Annotated in this window: 20 protein-coding genes; 15 read left to right on the top strand and 5 right to left on the bottom strand. The window is 40.3% G+C overall.

What is annotated here, in order from left to right:
• Window positions 1-21: 21 nt before the first annotated feature.
• Window positions 22-897, bottom strand: a complete 876-nt coding sequence (locus IGK70_RS08030) for an NAD(P)H-hydrate dehydratase (protein ID WP_010707493.1) — start codon at window positions 895-897, stop codon at window positions 22-24.
• A gap of 149 nt (window positions 898-1,046) precedes the next feature.
• Between IGK70_RS08030 and IGK70_RS08025 the strand changes: the two genes are divergently transcribed.
• From IGK70_RS08025 to IGK70_RS07960, 14 genes are all read left to right on the top strand, one after another.
• Window positions 1,047-1,913 (top strand): SPFH domain-containing protein, encoded by an 867-nt coding sequence (locus IGK70_RS08025; RefSeq protein WP_002357267.1) that lies wholly within the window; start codon window positions 1,047-1,049, stop codon window positions 1,911-1,913.
• Between the two features lie 173 nt (window positions 1,914-2,086).
• Window positions 2,087-2,575, top strand: coding sequence for a 5-(carboxyamino)imidazole ribonucleotide mutase (purE, locus tag IGK70_RS08020; protein WP_010822914.1), 489 nt, complete (start codon window positions 2,087-2,089; stop codon window positions 2,573-2,575).
• Window positions 2,568-3,692, top strand: a complete 1,125-nt coding sequence (gene purK / locus IGK70_RS08015; protein ID WP_104855522.1) for a 5-(carboxyamino)imidazole ribonucleotide synthase — start codon at window positions 2,568-2,570, stop codon at window positions 3,690-3,692. Before purE ends, purK begins: the two co-directional genes overlap by 8 nt.
• Before the next feature lie 151 nt (window positions 3,693-3,843).
• Entirely contained in the window at window positions 3,844-4,557 is a 714-nt protein-coding gene (purC, locus tag IGK70_RS08010) for a phosphoribosylaminoimidazolesuccinocarboxamide synthase (protein WP_002407785.1), read from the top strand.
• A 13-nt stretch (window positions 4,558-4,570) separates the two neighbouring features.
• A complete protein-coding gene (purS, locus tag IGK70_RS08005; protein WP_002357271.1) occupies window positions 4,571-4,822 on the top strand; it encodes a phosphoribosylformylglycinamidine synthase subunit PurS in 252 nt (83 codons plus the stop codon).
• Window positions 4,823-5,497: a phosphoribosylformylglycinamidine synthase subunit PurQ gene (purQ, locus tag IGK70_RS08000; RefSeq protein WP_002361952.1), complete on the top strand. Its 675-nt coding sequence runs from the start codon at window positions 4,823-4,825 to the stop codon at window positions 5,495-5,497.
• On the top strand, window positions 5,494-7,713 hold the full coding sequence (gene purL, locus IGK70_RS07995; protein WP_104855521.1) for a phosphoribosylformylglycinamidine synthase subunit PurL: 2,220 nt from the start codon (window positions 5,494-5,496) through the stop codon (window positions 7,711-7,713). Before purQ ends, purL begins: the two co-directional genes overlap by 4 nt.
• Entirely contained in the window at window positions 7,689-9,128 is a 1,440-nt protein-coding gene (gene purF, locus IGK70_RS07990; RefSeq protein WP_104855520.1) for an amidophosphoribosyltransferase, read from the top strand. The genes purL and purF overlap by 25 nt, the downstream gene beginning before the upstream one ends.
• A gap of 1 nt (window position 9,129) precedes the next feature.
• The gene (gene purM / locus IGK70_RS07985) at window positions 9,130-10,161 is read left to right on the top strand and encodes a phosphoribosylformylglycinamidine cyclo-ligase (RefSeq protein WP_002408888.1); all 1,032 of its coding nucleotides are present in this window, start codon (window positions 9,130-9,132) and stop codon (window positions 10,159-10,161) included.
• Window positions 10,158-10,730: a phosphoribosylglycinamide formyltransferase gene (purN, locus tag IGK70_RS07980; protein ID WP_002366811.1), complete on the top strand. Its 573-nt coding sequence runs from the start codon at window positions 10,158-10,160 to the stop codon at window positions 10,728-10,730. The genes purM and purN overlap by 4 nt, the downstream gene beginning before the upstream one ends.
• A complete protein-coding gene (purH, locus tag IGK70_RS07975) occupies window positions 10,682-12,268 on the top strand; it encodes a bifunctional phosphoribosylaminoimidazolecarboxamide formyltransferase/IMP cyclohydrolase (protein WP_373415119.1) in 1,587 nt (528 codons plus the stop codon). Before purN ends, purH begins: the two co-directional genes overlap by 49 nt.
• A gap of 18 nt (window positions 12,269-12,286) precedes the next feature.
• Window positions 12,287-13,534, top strand: coding sequence for a phosphoribosylamine--glycine ligase (gene purD / locus IGK70_RS07970; protein ID WP_071981471.1), 1,248 nt, complete (start codon window positions 12,287-12,289; stop codon window positions 13,532-13,534).
• 128 nt (window positions 13,535-13,662) lie between these two features.
• On the top strand, window positions 13,663-13,992 hold the full coding sequence (locus IGK70_RS07965) for a DUF1648 domain-containing protein (RefSeq protein WP_002380370.1): 330 nt from the start codon (window positions 13,663-13,665) through the stop codon (window positions 13,990-13,992).
• A 20-nt stretch (window positions 13,993-14,012) separates the two neighbouring features.
• Complete coding sequence (locus IGK70_RS07960) at window positions 14,013-14,747, top strand: TIM44-like domain-containing protein (RefSeq protein WP_002380369.1); 735 nt, start codon at window positions 14,013-14,015, stop codon at window positions 14,745-14,747.
• Between the two features lie 39 nt (window positions 14,748-14,786).
• Here IGK70_RS07960 and IGK70_RS07955 read toward each other — a convergent pair whose 3' ends face one another.
• The 4 genes from IGK70_RS07955 to IGK70_RS07940 form a co-directional block, all read right to left on the bottom strand.
• Window positions 14,787-15,308, bottom strand: coding sequence for a QueT transporter family protein (locus IGK70_RS07955; protein ID WP_002385866.1), 522 nt, complete (start codon window positions 15,306-15,308; stop codon window positions 14,787-14,789).
• 145 nt (window positions 15,309-15,453) lie between these two features.
• Complete coding sequence (locus IGK70_RS07950) at window positions 15,454-16,239, bottom strand: 3-oxoacyl-ACP reductase (protein ID WP_002398738.1); 786 nt, start codon at window positions 16,237-16,239, stop codon at window positions 15,454-15,456.
• A 62-nt stretch (window positions 16,240-16,301) separates the two neighbouring features.
• Entirely contained in the window at window positions 16,302-16,535 is a 234-nt protein-coding gene (locus IGK70_RS07945) for a DUF2829 domain-containing protein (protein WP_002357284.1), read from the bottom strand.
• Window positions 16,525-17,259, bottom strand: a complete 735-nt coding sequence (locus tag IGK70_RS07940; protein ID WP_002410598.1) for a YigZ family protein — start codon at window positions 17,257-17,259, stop codon at window positions 16,525-16,527. The genes IGK70_RS07945 and IGK70_RS07940 overlap by 11 nt, the downstream gene beginning before the upstream one ends.
• Before the next feature lie 69 nt (window positions 17,260-17,328).
• Between IGK70_RS07940 and IGK70_RS07935 the strand changes: the two genes are divergently transcribed.
• Complete coding sequence (locus tag IGK70_RS07935) at window positions 17,329-17,616, top strand: DUF7662 domain-containing protein (RefSeq protein WP_002357286.1); 288 nt, start codon at window positions 17,329-17,331, stop codon at window positions 17,614-17,616.
• Window positions 17,617-17,660: the final 44 nt, after the last annotated feature.

Here is a 17,660-nt window from a genome sequence, read left to right as displayed (position 1 = left end):
ACCATTTAGCCTTTTCGGGTTTTATCTCGAACGCTTCTGTTCTAATAGTTCAGAATCAGGTGCAGTGTGTGGCTGGGCATATTTTTTCATATATGTCGGCAAGGCTTGACTAATCTTCGTTGGTAAAACAACATAGTCAGTTTTGGCCAAATCATCTCCAATGAGACTGTGTAAGTAGACGGCGCCAGCAATGGTTTCAATTGTCGGCTTAAACTGAGCTAAAAAACCAGCAATGATGCCAGCCAAGGTATCCCCAGTTCCGCCAGTAGCCATCCCAGGGTTGCCACCTGTATTTTGAAAAGGTTCTCCTGCGTGGAAAATTGTGGTGCGATGACTTTTTAAAACAATCGTACTGCCTAATTTTGCTTGTTGGCGCTGGTTATTTGCCAGTGTTTGTTGCTCAATAGGTAAGTGACTCAAACGTTGCCATTCCATTTGATGAGGTGTGAAAACAACTTTTTCAGGATAGGTAAGGGAAAAATTACCTTGGCTAAACAGGGTAATTGCTGAGCCATCGATAATTAACCATTGTTGTTTTTGATGTTGGGCAAGCACCCTCTTCAACATTTGTTGTGCAGTAGCATCTAAGCCTAAACCTGGACCAATTAAAATAACCTCCGCTTGCTCTACGACGTTCGTCAGAAGGACTGTTTCTTCAAAGCCCACGACCATCGCTTCTGGGCATCTTGCATGTAAAGGCCCGTGATTTTTAACATCAGTAATCACAGTGGTGAGACCAGCGCCACTATTGATACACGCTTCGGTACTCATGATGATGGCTCCGCCATATTGTCGGTTTCCTCCGATTAATACAACACGCCCAAAATTACTTTTATAAGAGTCAGAGGGGCGTTGAGTGATGACTTCCTCTAAAATGTCCTTGCTTAAATAGCGCATTCTATCACTCCTTTTCTTGGGATTTCTTTGTTCTCAGTATACTACAAGAGCCCCGAAAAAATCAGTTTATTTAATGTTAAAAGTTACTCTATTGAAGGCAATGAGGTGTATAATAAGGACCAGATAAATGAGTTAGGAGAGTGAAACAGATGGAAGAGAAAAAAACATTTTATATGAGTGGCTACGTAGGAATTGCGAGCTTATTAGTTATTTTAATTGCGGGAATTGGTTTATTTATTTATGGAGCAAGTCATACCAATGGAGTTCTTGTTGTTTTAGGTATTATTTTGTTAGTTGGGGCTATTTTATTTTTAAGTTCCCTAACTATTGTTAGTCCCAACCAGGCGAAAGCTATTTTATTTTTTGGTCGTTACTTAGGTACGATTAAAGAAAATGGGTTGTTTATTACCATTCCATTTACGCAAAAAATGAACATTTCTTTGAAAGTACGAAATTTCAATAGTTCTCTATTAAAAGTCAATGACTCTGACGGGAATCCAATCGAAATCTCTGCGGTCATCGTTTTTCGGGTAGTCGATACAGCTAAGGCGTTATTTAATGTCGATTATTATCAAGACTTTGTGGAAATTCAAAGCGAAACGGCAATCCGGCATGTAGCAACACAATATCCTTATGACACTTTTTCAGATAATGATGTAACTCTGCGAGGAAATACCGAACAAATTTCCGAGGAGTTAACCAAAGAATTGCAAGAACGCTTAGCAGTGGCTGGTGTAGAGGTTATCGAAACACGGTTGAATCATTTAGCTTATGCAACTGAAATTGCTAGCTCCATGTTGCAAAGACAGCAAGCAAAAGCAATCTTAGCGGCCCGACAAACAATTGTTGAAGGTGCGGTAAGCATGACACAAATGGCCTTAGAACAGATTGAAGAAGGGCAAGAAATTAATTTTACCGATGAACGAAAAGTACAACTTATTAATAATTTACTAGTCTCAATCATTACTGATAAGGGCACACAACCAGTTATTAATACAGGCGACGTTTCTTCTTAAAGAGGAAGCAACGCTAAAAATAGCAAAAAAGAGTCATCTTTCCGATGGCTCTTTTTTTTGATAAACACAAACATTATATAATTTTAATTTATAATATTTCGGTTTTTCTTTGACATCTCTTTTTCTCATTGTTAGAATAACAGTGAAAAAAGGCGGAAGGAGTTATTACATTCATGAAACCATTAGTCGCTGTGATTATGGGAAGTACCTCAGACTGGGCAACGATGAAAGTTGCTTGTCTTGTGTTGGAAGAGTTGAAAATTCCTTATGAAAAACGAGTGATATCAGCACATAGGACCCCTGATTTGATGTTTCGTTTTGCAGAGGAATCACGAACAAAAGGATTGAAGGTTATTATTGCTGGCGCTGGTGGAGCGGCCCATTTACCAGGGATGGTAGCTGCAAAGACAACCTTACCTGTCATTGGTGTTCCAGTTAAAACACGAACATTAAACGGTATTGATTCACTGTTGTCTATTGTGCAGATGCCAGGGGGAGTTCCTGTAGCAACAACTGCGATTGGCTCAGCAGGTGCTACCAATGCTGGGTTATTAGCTGCAGAAATACTAAGTATTGATGATTTACAGTTAGCAGAAAGAATCCAAGCAAGACGACAATCATTGGAAAAAGCGGTTATGGAAAGTGGGGAACAACTTGAATAAACCTTTAAAAGTCGGAGCAACTATTGGCATTATAGGTGGGGGACAGTTAGGGCGAATGCTAGTCATGAGTGGTAAAAAAATGGGTTTCCAAATGATTGTGTTGGACCCAACGCTCAATAGTCCAGCTGGTCAAGTAGCTGACCGTCAAATTGTGGCAGCCTTTGATCAGATATCTGCTTTAACTGAACTAGCAGAGTTATGCGATGTGATCACCTATGAATTTGAAAATATTGAAGTGGCCTCCCTAGAAAAGGCCATTCCACTAGAAAAGCTGCCACAAGGAACAGAATTGTTAAAAATTACTCAAAATCGATTGCTTGAAAAAATGTTTCTTCAATCGATTGGCTGTAAGATTGCCCCTTTTACGGAAGTGAAAAGTCAGAAAGAGCTGCCACAAGCAACAGAAAAGATTGGTTTTCCATGTGTCTTAAAAACTATTCAAGGTGGATACGATGGAAAAGGACAGGTCGTCTTAAAATGCGAAGAGGATTTCTCCCAAGCGACTAAATTATTAGCTAACACCACTTGTGAATTAGAAAAGTGGGTGCCTTTCACTAAAGAACTTTCAATCATCGTTGCAGGGAATAAGCATGGTTACCAAAGCTTTCCTGTATCTGAAAACATTCATCGAAAGAATATCTTGCATGAATCAATTGTGCCCGCTCGAATTTCTGAGAATGTGCAACAAAAAGCAACGGAATTGGCGCAACACATTGCTGAGGAATTAAATTTATCTGGGGTTTTAGCTATCGAACTGTTTTTAACGGATTCAGAAGAGTTGTACGTCAATGAATTAGCGCCACGGCCTCATAACTCAGGTCATTACTCTATTGAAGCTTGCTTATTTAGTCAATTTGATGCGCATATTCGAGGGATTAGCAATTGGGGCATTGGGTTACCCCAGTTACTTCAACCAGTGGTTATGGTGAATCTCTTAGGTGAACACTTAGAAAAAAGCTACCAGTTATGCACGTCAAAACCCACTTGGCAAGTCCATTACTATGGAAAAGCCGAATCAAAAGTTGGCAGAAAAATGGGCCACGTCACCATTACAACACCTTGCTTATCAGAAACGTTAAAGGAAATTGAGACTGTTGGTATTTGGAACGTAACTTAATAAATGCTTGCTCCAAGCAAGTTTTTTATTTTTACATTCGACAAACACGAACGATTATTGTTTTTTTGTAACTAATGTAAGTTTTTAACTGATGTAAATCAGCTGGCTTAGAAAGAATAGGGTTCATGAAGCTAACGAGAAGAGGGAAAGAATGGAAAAGAAAGCACTTGTGTATACAGGAAAAGCGAAGAAGTTGTATCAAACAGAAAATGCAGCGGTTCTTTTTGTGGAATATCTTGATCAAGCAACAGCTTTAAACGGTCAAAAAAAAGACAAAGTTCTTGGGAAAGGCGCTTTAAATAATCAAATCACTAGTCTAATTTTTGAACATTTACAGCAACAGAAGATTCCCAATCATTTTATCAAAAAAGTATCTGAAAACGAACAATTAATTCAGGCCGTAGAAATGATTCCTTTGGAAGTTGTCGTACGTAATTATGCGGCAGGAAGTTTTTCGAAGCGTTTAGCGATTGAAGAGGGCACTAAATTAGTGACGCCCATTATTGAATTTTATTACAAAGAAGATCGTCTGGATGATCCTTTTATTAACGAAGACCATATTCAATTTCTAAAAGTAGCCACTCCTGCTGAAATTGTGGAGATTAAAGCATTGGCTTTACAAATTAATCAGGCGCTTAGTCAACTCTTTCAACGCCTCAATATTTGTTTGATCGATTTTAAAATTGAAATTGGTCGGACGAAGGCCAATCAATTGTTACTGGCAGATGAAATTTCTCCAGACACCTGTCGTCTATGGGATTTAAACACAAACGAACATCTGGATAAAGATGTTTATCGCCGTGAATTAGGAGAAATAGTTCCTGTATATGAAGAAGTTTTACAACGTTTACTAACAGCTAATTGAGGAGGAAGCGCGTATGTATTTTGTCAAAGTCTATGTTACGTATAAAGAATCAATTTTGGATCCCCAAGGTGAAGCGGTTAAGGAAGCAGTCCATCGGCTTGGTTTTACAGAAGTAGCCGAAATCCGTGTCGGTAAGTATTTTGAAATGCACGTCCAGCAGACAGAAGCAATTGAAGAGAAAATTGAACAAATTTGTGATCAACTATTAGCCAATGTAAATATGGAATCCTATCGTTTTGAAATTTTATCTTTGGAGGAAATTTAAATGAAATTGGCAGTGATTGTTTTTCCAGGATCCAATTGTGATGCAGACTTATTGTGGGCTGTCAAAGAGGTGATGGGCGTCGATGCAGAATTTGTCCGACATGATGCCACTTCTTTAGCAAAATTTGATGGCGTATTGTTGCCGGGCGGTTTTTCTTATGGCGATTACTTACGTTGTGGTGCAATTGCTCGGTTTTCGCCAATTATCAATGAGGTGATTCGCTTTGCTACAGAAGGCAAAATGGTTTTTGGTACTTGTAATGGCTTTCAAATTTTAACAGAAATTGGCTTACTTCCTGGCACGTTGCTAAGAAATGATTCGCTTCGTTTTATTTGTAAAAGTGTCCCATTGAAAGTGAATACGCACACAAAGTTTACAAGCGAGTATCCTGAAAATGTTTCGATACATTTACCAGTAGCGCATGGCGAAGGGAATTACTATTGTGATGAAAAAACGTTGAAAGAGCTGAAAGAAAAGAACCAAATTGTTTTTACGTATCAAGAAAAGGTGAACGGTAGTCTTGCGAATATTGCTGGTATTTGTAATGAACAGGGCAATGTTCTAGGAATGATGCCTCATCCGGAACGAGCGATGGAAGAATTGTTAGGTTCAACAGATGGACGCAGCTTTTTTGCTTCAATCATTAAAAACTTTGGAAAGGAATTAAGCCAATGATGAATGAACCAACACCAAAAGAAATCAAGGAGACACGGTTGTATGCAGAATGGGGACTAACAGATGAAGAATATCATCAGATTGAGACCATTTTGCAAAGAGAACCTAATTATACAGAAACTGGCTTATTCTCCGTGATGTGGAGTGAACATTGCTCTTACAAAAATTCCAAGCCCGTTTTAAAAAAGTTTCCGACGGAAGGGCCACAAGTGCTTCAAGGCCCTGGTGAAGGAGCTGGGATTGTCGATATTGGTGACGGATTAGCTGTTGTTTTTAAAGCAGAGAGCCATAATCATCCTTCTGCAGTAGAACCTTACGAAGGAGCAGCTACAGGCGTTGGTGGAATTATTCGCGATATTTTCAGTATGGGGGCGCGGCCGATTGCTTTACTGGATTCGTTAAGATTTGGCGAACTGACGGATGCACGAACACGTTATTTGTTTCAAGAAGTTGTGGCGGGGATTAGCGGTTATGGAAATTGTATTGGTATTCCAACCGTTGGCGGCGAAATTGCTTTTGAGCCATGTTATCAAGGAAACCCACTTGTTAATGCTATGTGTGTGGGATTGATTCGTCATGATGAGATTCAAAAAGGCCAAGCAAAAGGCGTCGGAAATAGCATTCTTTATGTAGGTGCAAAAACAGGACGAGATGGAATTCACGGTGCGACCTTTGCTTCAGAAGAATTTAGTGAAGGTGAAGAACAGCAACGATCTGCGGTACAAGTAGGTGATCCGTTTATGGAAAAATTATTATTGGAAGCTTGTCTTGATTTAATCAAAAATCATCAGGATATTTTAATCGGCATCCAAGATATGGGGGCGGCTGGCTTGGTTTCTTCAAGTGCTGAAATGGCATCAAAAGCAGGTTCAGGCTTGATTCTAGAGCTAGATAAAGTTCCACAGAGAGAGACGCAGATGAGCCCCTATGAAATGCTCTTGTCTGAGTCCCAAGAACGGATGTTAATCTGTGTGGAAAAAGGAGCAGAACAGCAAGCTTGTGAATTGTTTCAAACGTATAACTTAGAAGCGGTAGCGATTGGCTCCGTAACAGATGATGGACAGTATCGTGTCTTTCACGGTGGCAAAATAGTCGCAGATGTACCAGTAGATGCTTTGGCAGAAGAAGCACCTGTTTACCAGAAAGCCTATCAAGAACCAGAACGGATGCGTGCTTTTAAAAAATTAGCGCCCTTCATTCCAGAAATTACGAATAGTACGGAATTATTAAAACGCCTATTGCAACAGCCAACGATTGCATCGAAAAAATCAGTTTACGAAACCTATGATAGTCAAGTACAAACGAATACAGTGGTGCAACCAGGAAGTGATGCAGCTGTTTTAAGAGTGCGGGGCACCAATAAAGCCTTAGCGATGACAACAGATTGTAATAGCCGTTATTTGTATTTAAATCCTGAAATTGGTGGGCAAATTGCGGTTGCAGAAGCAGCCCGTAATATTGTAGCAAGTGGAGCACAACCTTTGGCTATCACTGATTGTTTGAATTATGGTTCCCCTGATAAACCAGAAAGTTTTTGGGAATTATGGACGTCGGCGGATGGAATCGCCGCAGCCTGCCGTCAGCTAGGAACACCCGTGATTTCAGGGAACGTCTCTCTTTACAATGAAACAGATGGTCAAGCCATTTACCCTACGCCGATGATTGGCATGGTGGGCGTGATTGAAGATGTTTCACAAATTACCACACAAGCGTTTAAACAAGTGGATGACTTAATTTATCTCATCGGTGAAACCCACGCAGATTTTAACGGCTCAGAAATTCAAAAAATGCAACTGGGCCGAATTGAAGGGCAATTACGCTCATTTGATTTAAAAGAGGAAAAAGCAAACCAAGAATTAGTTTTAAAAGCAATTCAAGCAGGCCTAGTTGCTAGCGCGCATGATTGCGCTGAAGGCGGCGTTGCCGTTGCTTTAGCCGAGTCGGCTTTTGCTAACGAACTGGGGTTACAGGTGATACTGCCATTAAAAAAAGAATATCTATTTGCGGAGACGCAATCCCGTTTTATTCTTTCAGTTAGTCCCCAGCATCAAGAAGAATTTGAAACACTAATTGGAAAAAAAGCCCAACACATTGGGAAAGTGACTGAAACTGGTTTGGTCATCAATGCGTTAGATGATGTGATCAATTGTTCAACAAAAGAAGCCAAAGCCTTATGGGAGGATGCGATTCCATGTCTTATGAAGCAAAAAGCTTAAATGAAGAGTGTGGTATTTTTGGTATTTGGGGTCATCCTGATGCGGCACACGTGACCTATTTTGGCTTACACAGCTTGCAGCATCGAGGCCAAGAAGGCGCGGGAATTGTGGCGAACAATTCTGGGAAATTAGATGGCCACCGTGATTTAGGTTTATTAGCAGAAGTATTCCAAAAGCAAGAACAACTGAATGCGTTAGAAGGAACGGCGGCTATTGGTCATGTACGCTATGCAACCGCTGGTACGGGTAGCGTGGATAATATTCAGCCATTTTTATTTAAATTTTATGATAGTCAAATTGGGTTAGCACACAATGGCAATTTGACAAATGCCAAGCGTTTACGAAAACAACTAGAAATAGAAGGCGCTATTTTTCATTCCAATTCAGACACTGAAATTTTAATGCACTTGATTCGAAAAAGCACTGCTGCCTCGTTTCTCGATAAACTAAAAGAGAGCTTGAATTTGGTTAAGGGGGGCTTTGCTTATCTTTTATTAACAGAAACGATGATGATTGCTGCACTCGATCCCAATGGCTTTCGCCCTCTCTCCATCGGACAAATGAACAATGGGGCGTACGTTGTGGCATCCGAAACGTGTGCATTAGAAACAGTTGGGGCTCGCTTTATTCAAGATGTGGCGCCTGGTGAAGTAGTCATCATTTCTGATGAAGGCTTGAAAATAGAGGTTTTCACTACGGAAGTCCAACCAGCGATTTGCGCAATGGAATATATTTATTTTGCACGACCAGATTCAACTATTGCTGGAGTTAATGTGCATACAGCTCGTAAAAGAATGGGGAAGAACTTGGCAATCGAAAGTCCAGTCGCAGCTGATATGGTAATTGGGGTACCAAACTCGTCATTGTCTGCAGCTAGCGGCTATGCAGAAGAAGCACGGATTCCTTACGAACTAGGTTTAGTAAAAAATCAATATGTCGCTCGAACATTCATTCAGCCGACACAAGAATTAAGAGAACAAGGTGTCCGTATGAAACTATCGGCAGTTCGTGGCGTGGTCAAAGGAAAAAAAGTCATTTTAGTAGATGATTCGATTGTTCGCGGGACCACTATTCGACGCATTATTCATTTATTAAAAGAAGCAGAAGCGCAAGAAGTTCATGTCAGAATTGCTTCACCACCATTAAAATATCCGTGTTTTTATGGCATTGATATACAGACGCGGGACGAACTAATTGCGGCAAACTATTCAATTGAAGAGATCAAAGAGCAGATTGGCGCAGATTCGCTGGCTTTTTTGAGTGAAGCAGGGCTGATTGATGGGATTCAATTAAATTATGATGCTCCTTATTCTGGGCTGTGTATGGCTTACTTTAATGGAGACTATCCAACGCCTTTGTATGATTATGAAGAACAATATCAAGCATCCTTGAAAAAAGAAACTAGGAGGAATTGACATGGAAAATGCCTATTCAAAAGCTGGCGTAAATGTTGAGGCAGGATACGAAGTAGTGGAACGAATTCAAAAGCATAGCCAAAAGACACAACGGACGGGAACGTTGGGCATGCTTGGTGGTTTTGGTGGTTGTTTTGATTTAAGTAGTTACAAGCTTAAAGAACCAGTTTTGGTATCAGGAACGGATGGCGTAGGCACAAAGTTACTCTTGGCAATTGAAGAACAGAAACACGAGACAATCGGAATTGATTGTGTAGCAATGTGTGTCAATGATGTCGTCGCACAAGGCGCCGAACCGTTATATTTTTTAGATTATTTAGCGTTAGGGACCGTTAATCCAGCTAAAGTTGAAGCAATTGTTGCGGGTGTTGCGGCTGGCTGTTGTGAGGCGAATGCAGCCTTAATTGGGGGCGAAACAGCTGAAATGCCTGATATGTATGAAGTAGATGCTTATGACGTAGCTGGTTTTGCCGTGGGTATTGCTGAGAAAAGTCAACTCTTGACTCCAAGTAACGTAAAAGAAGGCGATTTCTTGATTGGTCTTCCTTCAAGTGGTCTTCATTCTAATGGTTACTCTTTAGTAAGAAATGTTTTTTTTAAGAAACATTCGTTTAAAACAACGGACAAGCTTCCAGAATTGGCACCCAAAACGTTAGGGGAAGAATTATTAACACCAACAAAAATTTACGTGAAGGAATTATTGCCATTGTTAAAAGCAGGACTCGTGCATGGTGCTGCGCATATTACTGGCGGCGGGTTTTTAGAAAATCTACCAAGAATGTTTCCTTCTTCATTAGCTGCAGAGATTCAATTAAATAGTTGGCCAGTGCTACCAATTTTTAAATTAATTCAAAAATACGGTGAAATTCCATCTGAAGAAATGTATGAAATTTTCAATATGGGCTTAGGGATGATTTTAGCGGTGAGTCCAGAGCATGTTGAAAAAGTTCAGGAGCTTTTGCCAGAAGCGTTTGAAATTGGTCGTTTGGTACCTAGGAAAACGAAAGCCGTTATTTTTAAGGAAGCCTTATGAAGATAGCTGTTTTTGCATCTGGCAATGGTAGCAATTTTGAGGCGATTGCTGCAGCTTTTTCCCAAAAAAAAATCGCAGGGCAGTTGAGCTTAGTCTTTTGTGACCAGCCTGAAGCCTATGTATTGACCCGTGCCCAAAAACGCAAGATTCCCGTTGTTTGCTTTTCGCCATCTGATTTTCCATCTCGTGGGCAGTATGAAGAACAAGTATTGAAACATTTAAAAGAGCATCAGATCGATTTAATCGTGTTAGCTGGTTATTTGAGAATTATCGGCAAGACTTTACTGGAGGCTTATCCAAAGAGAATCGTCAATATTCATCCTTCGCTGTTACCTAGTTTTCCAGGTCTTCACGGAATTGAAGAGGCATTTCATTATGGAGTGAAAATAACAGGAATCACTATCCATTATGTTGACTCTGGGGTTGATACAGGACCGATTATTTTCCAAACAACCACCAAGATTGATACTGAAGATACATTGGACACATTAACAGAGAAAATTCATGCTCTTGAGCACGAATGGTACCCAAAAATAATTTCACAAATTGTAAAGGAGACAATGAAATGACCAAAAGAGCATTGATTAGCGTTTCAGACAAAACAGGAGTGACAACATTTGCAGCAGGCTTAGTTGCAAATGGCTTTGAAATTATCTCTACTGGGGGAACAAGGACTGTCTTAGAAGAAGCGGGGGTACCGACACTTGCTATTGACGACATCACTGGCTTTCCAGAAATGTTAGATGGCCGTGTCAAAACGTTACATCCGAATATCCATGGCGGACTTTTGGCAAAAAGGGGAAACCAAGCGCATCAAAAAGCACTGACTGAACAAGGCATTCACTTTATTGACCTTGTAGTAGTGAATCTTTATCCATTTAAAGAAACAATTTTAAAACCAGCGATTTCTGAAGCAGAAGCGATTGAAATGATTGATATTGGCGGTCCTAGCATGTTACGTTCAGCGGCAAAAAATTATCAAGACGTAACAGCAGTGGTTGATCCTAGTGATTATGAACAGGTATTAAGTGAAATTAGCAGCACTGGAACTAGCCAGTTAGCCACTAGAAAAAGATTAGCAGCAAAAGTCTTTCGTCATACCGCTGCTTATGACGCGCTTATCGCTGACTATTTAACGACGCAAGTGGGTGAAACTGAACCAGAGAAACAGACGCTTACTTATGAACGTAAGCAAACATTGCGCTATGGTGAAAATAGCCATCAACAGGCCACCTTTTATCAATCCGTTGTACCTGTATCATTATCCATTGCTTCCGCTCGACAACTTCATGGCAAAGAACTTTCATATAATAATATTCGAGATGCTGATGCAGCGCTCCGGATTGCTAGCGAGTTTACAGAACCTACGGTCGTCGCTGTTAAACATATGAACCCATGTGGAATTGGAACAGGAAAAACGATTTTGGCAGCCTATCGTCAGGCATTTGAAGCAGATCCAGTTTCAATTTTTGGTGGCATTGTTGTTTTGAATCGTCCAGTGGACCAAGCGACTGCGGCTGAAATGCATCAAATCTTTTTAGAGATAATTATTGCGCCTAGTTTTGAAGAAGAAGCTCTGGCACTGTTATCTCAGAAAAAGAATCTTCGTTTGTTAACGTTAGATTTTCATGCTCAAGAAAAAAAAGCGGTGGAATTAGTTTCTGTTATGGGCGGGTTATTAATTCAAGAACAAGATACAGTTGTTGAAAATGACCAAGCATGGCAAGTTGTTACAGAGCGCCAACCCACACCAGCTGAAAGAGACGCATTGAACTTTGCTTGGAAAGCAGTCAAGCATGTAAAATCAAACGCTATTGTTTTAGCCAATGAAAGTCAAACAGTGGGAATTGGCGCTGGTCAAATGAATCGAATTGGGTCAGTAAAAATTGCAGTTGATCAAGCCCAAGCAGCTGGAAAATTACAAGGGACCGTCTTAGCAAGTGATGCCTTTTTCCCCATGGCAGATAGCGTGGAATATGCTGCACAACATGGTATTCAAGCAATTATTCAGCCAGGTGGGAGCATTAAAGACCAAGCATCAATCGATCTAGCGAATCATTATGGCATTGCGATGATTTTTACTGGGACTCGTCATTTCAAACATTAATTTTTAAAGGAGAAACCGATGAATATATTAGTGATTGGGCGTGGTGGTCGTGAACATGCAATCGCCAAAAAATTACAACAAGAAGACAAAGTCAAGACTGTTTATTGTGCACCAGGTAATCCTGGTATGAGTGGTGATAATATTCGGACTGTACCTATCAGTGAAGAGCAGCAAACGGAACTAATTCAATTTGCGAAGGATAATCAGATTGATTGGACATTCGTCGGACCGGAAACGCCATTAATTGAAGGGATTGTAGATGCCTTTCAAGCAGCGGGATTACTGATTTTTGGCCCGACAAAAGCAGCTGCAATAATTGAAGGTTCAAAAAGTTTTGCGAAAGATTTTATGCAAAAATACCAGATTCCAACGTCGGAATATCGGGTCTTTCAACGTTTGGCACCTGCCTTAGAATATATTGAACAGCAAGGAGTACCAATTGTTATTAAGGCAGATGGTTTGGCAGCTGGAAAAGGAGTAGTAGTTGCCGAAACAAAAGCAGCCGCAAAACGGGCGCTAGTTGCGATGATGGAGGACCAACAATTTGGAGCAAGCGGTCAAACGGTTGTAATCGAAGAATTTTTGCAAGGAGAAGAATTTTCCTTAATGGCTTTTGTTTCTAATGAGAAGGTATATCCGATGGTGATTGCTCAAGATCATAAGCGAATTTTCGATGGGGATGCTGGTCCGAATACAGGGGGAATGGGCGCTTACACACCAGTGCCTCAGATCCCAGAAGAAGCGGTTCAGCAAGCCATTAGCCAAGTCCTGAAACCGACTGCTAAAGGAATGGTGGCTGAAAAACGTCCGTTTCAAGGGATTTTATATGCTGGTTTAATCCAAACAGCAACTGGCCCCAAGGTTATTGAATTTAATGCTCGATTTGGGGATCCAGAAACACAAGTTGTGTTGGCACGTTTAGAGAGTCCCCTTTCAGAAATAATTTCTTCATTGCTGGCGAAAGAGCAACCAACGATTGTATGGAATGAGTTAGCGAGTGTTGGTGTTGTTGTAGCAGCAGAAGGCTATCCTAATCAATACAAGACAAATCTACCATTACCCGAAATGTCCGGTGAAACCATCTATTATGCAGGGGTAACTCGTTCAGAACAGGCTCTGGTTTCGGCTGGTGGACGAATCTTTTTAGCAGAAGAAACTGCTTCGACTCTTGAAGAAGCCCACAAAAAAGTTTATCAAACATTGGATAATTACTCATTTCCTGGAATGTACTATCGAAAAGATATAGGTGTGAAAGGCTTGATTTAGGATTTTTAAAAACAGAGGCAAGGACATTTAATCGAATGTTTCCTTGTCTTTTTTTTATTGCAAATTCAGATAGGGAGGCATAAACTGAAAGTATATCCATCATTAAACTAGAGGAGAAAGCTAAAATAATGAGAGAGAAGCAGATTGAAAAAGTTAGTCAGCGGTTGTTTATTGTTACAAGTATTTTAGCAGTCAGTTTACTGTTATTAAGTGCGGTGGTTTATCCTGATTTACCAGCTCATGTGCCCATTCATGTGAATTTTTTGGGCGAGGGTAATTCGTTTGGCCCAAGATCTAGTATATTTATGTGGCCAGCGGTCCTGTTTGGCTTGAGTATTTATCAACGAAGTTATCAATCAGTACAACCATATGGCAGATGGCTGAAGGTATTATTAATCATTGTTAATCTTGGCGCTTTGTTTAGTATTCTGCGTCTATTTATTCATTTGTTGGTTTGAAGGGGTCGAAAGGTGAGAGAATGAGAAAGTTAATTTTGGTTTTTGTGGGCTGTGCCATGGCCTTTTGTTTATGGCCTAATCAAGCGGCGGCTGTAGCTGGTGGCTATGGCGGCGGACGTGTAGAAAGTCCTAGCGGAGGTAATCCCTCGAATGGTTTTTCGCCAAGCGGTGATGGATCAAGAAGTTATGTTCATCATAACGAGACCGGGACCAGCAACACAACGCCACTGGAAGGCTTAATTTCAACAGTGTTTTTTGTTCTTTTTGGGGGCGCGATGATTTGGCAAAGACGCCGTAGAAATCAACCAGTCGATGAAGGCGCTTTTCAAGAAATGTGGGCAGCATTACCTGGAACATCAAAAGAAAAAAAGGCACTCTTAAAAGAAATACAACAAACGTTTTTAGAAATACAACAAGCGTGGGATCAAGAAAATTTGTCTGTAGTCAAAGATAACTATACAGAAAAACTTTATCAAAAACATCTTGCAGTATTACAAGCAAATCAACAAGCGGGCATCAGAAATCATGTAAAAAAAGTGAAAGTAGCGCCAGCTTCGAATTATCATCCTATTAGTGAAACCAGTTTTTCACTGATGCTTCATTTTTCTTGTATTGACTACGAGGAAGATACTCAAAGCGGTCGTGTTTTATCGGGATACAAGCATCAAAAACAATATTTTTCACAACTTTGGTATTTTGATTACAATCCATCTCTTGGAAAATGGCAAGCAGACTTCATTCAACCTAAAGGATAGTGCTAAAAAGCGCTTGGGGTTTAAATCCCAAGCGCTTTTTTATTCTTCGATGCGTTTTACAAGCTGTATTTTTTTATTTAATACGTAAATCAGGATACCGCCGACGGTCATTGAAAGAAGTTCACCAAGTCCAACGGTCAACCATGTGTACCAAAAAGGTAACTGATAAAAGAACGTTAAGGGTCCAGCGACAGTGAACATGGACAAAGCAAAAAGAATGGCCGTCAGCATTAGTTTAATCAATAAATTTTGCTGATTTTTTGTCGCAAAATAGGCAATCCATAAGACTGCGCACGTTCCAGCGCTACCGATGACTATATCGATGATACCAAGAGGTGAAGCGGTGTTGGCAATCGCAACCCCTAACGTAATGGACCAGATATATCGCTTGTTAAAAACGCCTAAATAATTAAATAATTCGGCAAGACGAAGCTGTATCGGACCAAAACTAAGCGGAGCGAGAAGTACAGTGACAACGACATACAAAGCGGTAACCAGCGCCATTTTAGCCAACGCCGTAGCTGACCACGTACTGGTTTGTGGATTTGATGAATGATTCATTTAAGATTCTCCTTTATAAAACAACGACGTGTTTTAGTGATAACCATAACCAAAGGAAGGGCAGCAAAGCCAACTGAAGTGTTATGGTGTGAGTTGCCTCACTGTGTTACATGTTACTGAAGAACAGACACTCTGTAAAGTCTTTTTATTTCATGGTCCAACCACCATCAATGGTCATAACTGTGCCATGGATATAATCAGCGTCATCACTAGCTAGAAATAATGAAAGTTTTGCTACCTCTTGTGGCTGTGCCCAACGGCCCGCAGGTGTTTCACTTGCTACCCAAGTAGCCATTTCACCTTCTCCTGCAAAATCAGCTGCGTTCATGGGTGTTTGGATGGCACCTGGCGCAATCGCATTTGCTCGAATGCCTAATTTGGCATAATCGTAGGAAAGTTGTTTTGTATACCCGATGATTGCGTGTTTGGAGGCAGTGTACGCTGCGCCGCCGCCCCCAGCTACTAAGCCAGCGATAGATGCCATATTAACGATTACTCCTTTTTTTTGTTGGAGGAAATAAGGTAATATGGCATTGGTCACTAAAAAGACACTTTTTAAATTGGTTGCTAAAATTTGATCCCATAAAGCTTCTGAAGTTTCTAGAGAAGGGCGATAATCATCTAAAATACCTGCCGTATTTAATAAAATATCAATTTGGCCGTTGTTTTTCACAATTTGTTTCATCGTGGCTTGCACAAATGAGGGAGAAGACACATCACCGACAAAATAAGTAAACGACTTAGCAGAATCTGGGTCAACCAGTGCGGCTGTCTGCTTTAACCCCGTTTCGTCTAGGTCGATGCCAATAACTTCAGCACCTTGCTCAGCAAAGGCAATTGCTTGTGCTTGGCCAATCCCTGAAGCTGCACCAGTTACAAGCACCCGTTTTGTTTCAAATTCTTTTGGCATAAGAAAAACTCCTTTAAACATTTAAAAATTAAGGTCTGGAAGAACGAGCAATCGCCGTAATCTGCCAGACCTTATGTGTGTAGTTATGCTTCAACAATCACCCAATCTTCTGCTAAGACATCACAAGGTGTTGGTGAAAACATGCTGTAGCCTTCATCAGAAGTTTTGATTAAAAAATACGGGGTAACTTGTAAAAATTCACCTTCGGAGGTGCCAATTTCATCACGTAATTCAATAAAAAGTTCGAAACCGCTCCAGCCTTTACGTACGGCTTTTTTTCCTGCTTTAATCTGTGGCAATACTTCTTCAAATGTCATTTGCTTGTGCTCCTTTTTCGTTAAATGGTAGTTCGTGATAGCTCGTTGCGCCTTTTTCAATTGTCAACTGACCGTTAAGTAAATCCGTCATTTCAGCTATAAATGTTTCTGTTGCTTGTTCATCTACTAAACAAATTAACTGAATAGACTCTGTGTAAATAGTTTCTTTAAGCGTGTAGGGACTATGTTCTAAAAAGGCTTGGGCTTTTCCTAATAAAGGATAGGCGATCGTAATCAATAGTTCTTGTTGCAATTTGCCAATGACTAAACCAATTTCATCTAAAGTGTGGGAAAGAGCATGACTATATGCTCGGATTAAACCACCAGCGCCTAATTTTATTCCGCCAAAATAACGAGTGACAACAGCCACTACGTTGATTAACTCTTTTTTCTTTAAGACTTCTAGCATTGGAACACCAGCAGTGCCACTAGGTTCGCCGTCATCGCTGCTCCGCTGAATGTCATTTTTTTCGCCGATCACAAAAGCACTACAATTATGATTGGCTTTCCAATGTTCTTTTTTTATTGCGGCGATAAAGGCTTTTGCTTCTTCTTCTGATGTTACGCGCTTTACAGAACAGATAAACCGCGATTTCTTGATTTCAATCTCGCTGAAACCATCTTGTTTGACTGTAATATAGCTTTCTAACATATGGGCATCCTTTTCTCTCGTAATAAAGTCAGTATAAAAAAGAATCAACTGAATAGCAACTTTTTCTCTCATCTTTTTTGTGAGATTTTTTGGAAAAAAACGTTATAATAAGGTATGATAGAGAAAAGGGAGGCGCTGGAAATGGTACATACACGACAGAAAAAATATGATACAATTACTCATTATTTGAAAACGAATGGCGGTTCCCAAGTTACCTTGACCTTTACCCAGTTTGATGAATTGTTATTCCCTCATTCTGGTTTACCAAAAACTGCTAAGACAGATGTCGATTGGTGGGCGAACGATTATAAGCATCCAGAAAAAGGCGCTTATGGTTGGTTGAATGCGAGTTACCAAGTAGTTCAAGTGAATTTGGAAAAAGAATATGTGGTATTTAATAAATTGCTGAAGTCAGCATGGTACGTTTAAACCAAGATTGTATCCGCTTTAAAAAACAAGAATGATTGACAAAA

The organism is Enterococcus sp. DIV0358, from assembly GCF_051713465.1.
Taxonomy (GTDB): Bacteria; Bacillota; Bacilli; order Lactobacillales; family Enterococcaceae; genus Enterococcus; species Enterococcus faecalis.
This window is presented reverse-complemented; position numbering and strand designations above follow the sequence as displayed.

What these genes read in the sequence shown, in the direction of transcription:
- IGK70_RS08030 (WP_010707493.1), bottom strand. Translation starts at nt 897, where the DNA reads ATGCGCTATTTAAGCAAGGACATTTTAGAGGAAGTCATCACTCAACGC.
- IGK70_RS08025 (WP_002357267.1), top strand. Translation starts at nt 1,047, where the DNA reads ATGGAAGAGAAAAAAACATTTTATATGAGTGGCTACGTAGGAATTGCG.
- purE (WP_010822914.1), top strand. Translation starts at nt 2,087, where the DNA reads ATGAAACCATTAGTCGCTGTGATTATGGGAAGTACCTCAGACTGGGCA.
- purC (WP_002407785.1), top strand. Translation starts at nt 3,844, where the DNA reads ATGGAAAAGAAAGCACTTGTGTATACAGGAAAAGCGAAGAAGTTGTAT.
- purS (WP_002357271.1), top strand. Translation starts at nt 4,571, where the DNA reads ATGTATTTTGTCAAAGTCTATGTTACGTATAAAGAATCAATTTTGGAT.
- purQ (WP_002361952.1), top strand. Translation starts at nt 4,823, where the DNA reads ATGAAATTGGCAGTGATTGTTTTTCCAGGATCCAATTGTGATGCAGAC.
- purL (WP_104855521.1), top strand. Translation starts at nt 5,494, where the DNA reads ATGATGAATGAACCAACACCAAAAGAAATCAAGGAGACACGGTTGTAT.
- purF (WP_104855520.1), top strand. Translation starts at nt 7,689, where the DNA reads ATGTCTTATGAAGCAAAAAGCTTAAATGAAGAGTGTGGTATTTTTGGT.
- purM (WP_002408888.1), top strand. Translation starts at nt 9,130, where the DNA reads ATGGAAAATGCCTATTCAAAAGCTGGCGTAAATGTTGAGGCAGGATAC.
- purN (WP_002366811.1), top strand. Translation starts at nt 10,158, where the DNA reads ATGAAGATAGCTGTTTTTGCATCTGGCAATGGTAGCAATTTTGAGGCG.
- purH (WP_373415119.1), top strand. Translation starts at nt 10,682, where the DNA reads ATGGTACCCAAAAATAATTTCACAAATTGTAAAGGAGACAATGAAATG.
- purD (WP_071981471.1), top strand. Translation starts at nt 12,287, where the DNA reads ATGAATATATTAGTGATTGGGCGTGGTGGTCGTGAACATGCAATCGCC.
- IGK70_RS07965 (WP_002380370.1), top strand. Translation starts at nt 13,663, where the DNA reads ATGAGAGAGAAGCAGATTGAAAAAGTTAGTCAGCGGTTGTTTATTGTT.
- IGK70_RS07960 (WP_002380369.1), top strand. Translation starts at nt 14,013, where the DNA reads ATGAGAAAGTTAATTTTGGTTTTTGTGGGCTGTGCCATGGCCTTTTGT.
- IGK70_RS07955 (WP_002385866.1), bottom strand. Translation starts at nt 15,308, where the DNA reads ATGAATCATTCATCAAATCCACAAACCAGTACGTGGTCAGCTACGGCG.
- IGK70_RS07950 (WP_002398738.1), bottom strand. Translation starts at nt 16,239, where the DNA reads ATGTTTAAAGGAGTTTTTCTTATGCCAAAAGAATTTGAAACAAAACGG.
- IGK70_RS07945 (WP_002357284.1), bottom strand. Translation starts at nt 16,535, where the DNA reads ATGACATTTGAAGAAGTATTGCCACAGATTAAAGCAGGAAAAAAAGCC.
- IGK70_RS07940 (WP_002410598.1), bottom strand. Translation starts at nt 17,259, where the DNA reads ATGAGAGAAAAAGTTGCTATTCAGTTGATTCTTTTTTATACTGACTTT.
- IGK70_RS07935 (WP_002357286.1), top strand. Translation starts at nt 17,329, where the DNA reads ATGGTACATACACGACAGAAAAAATATGATACAATTACTCATTATTTG.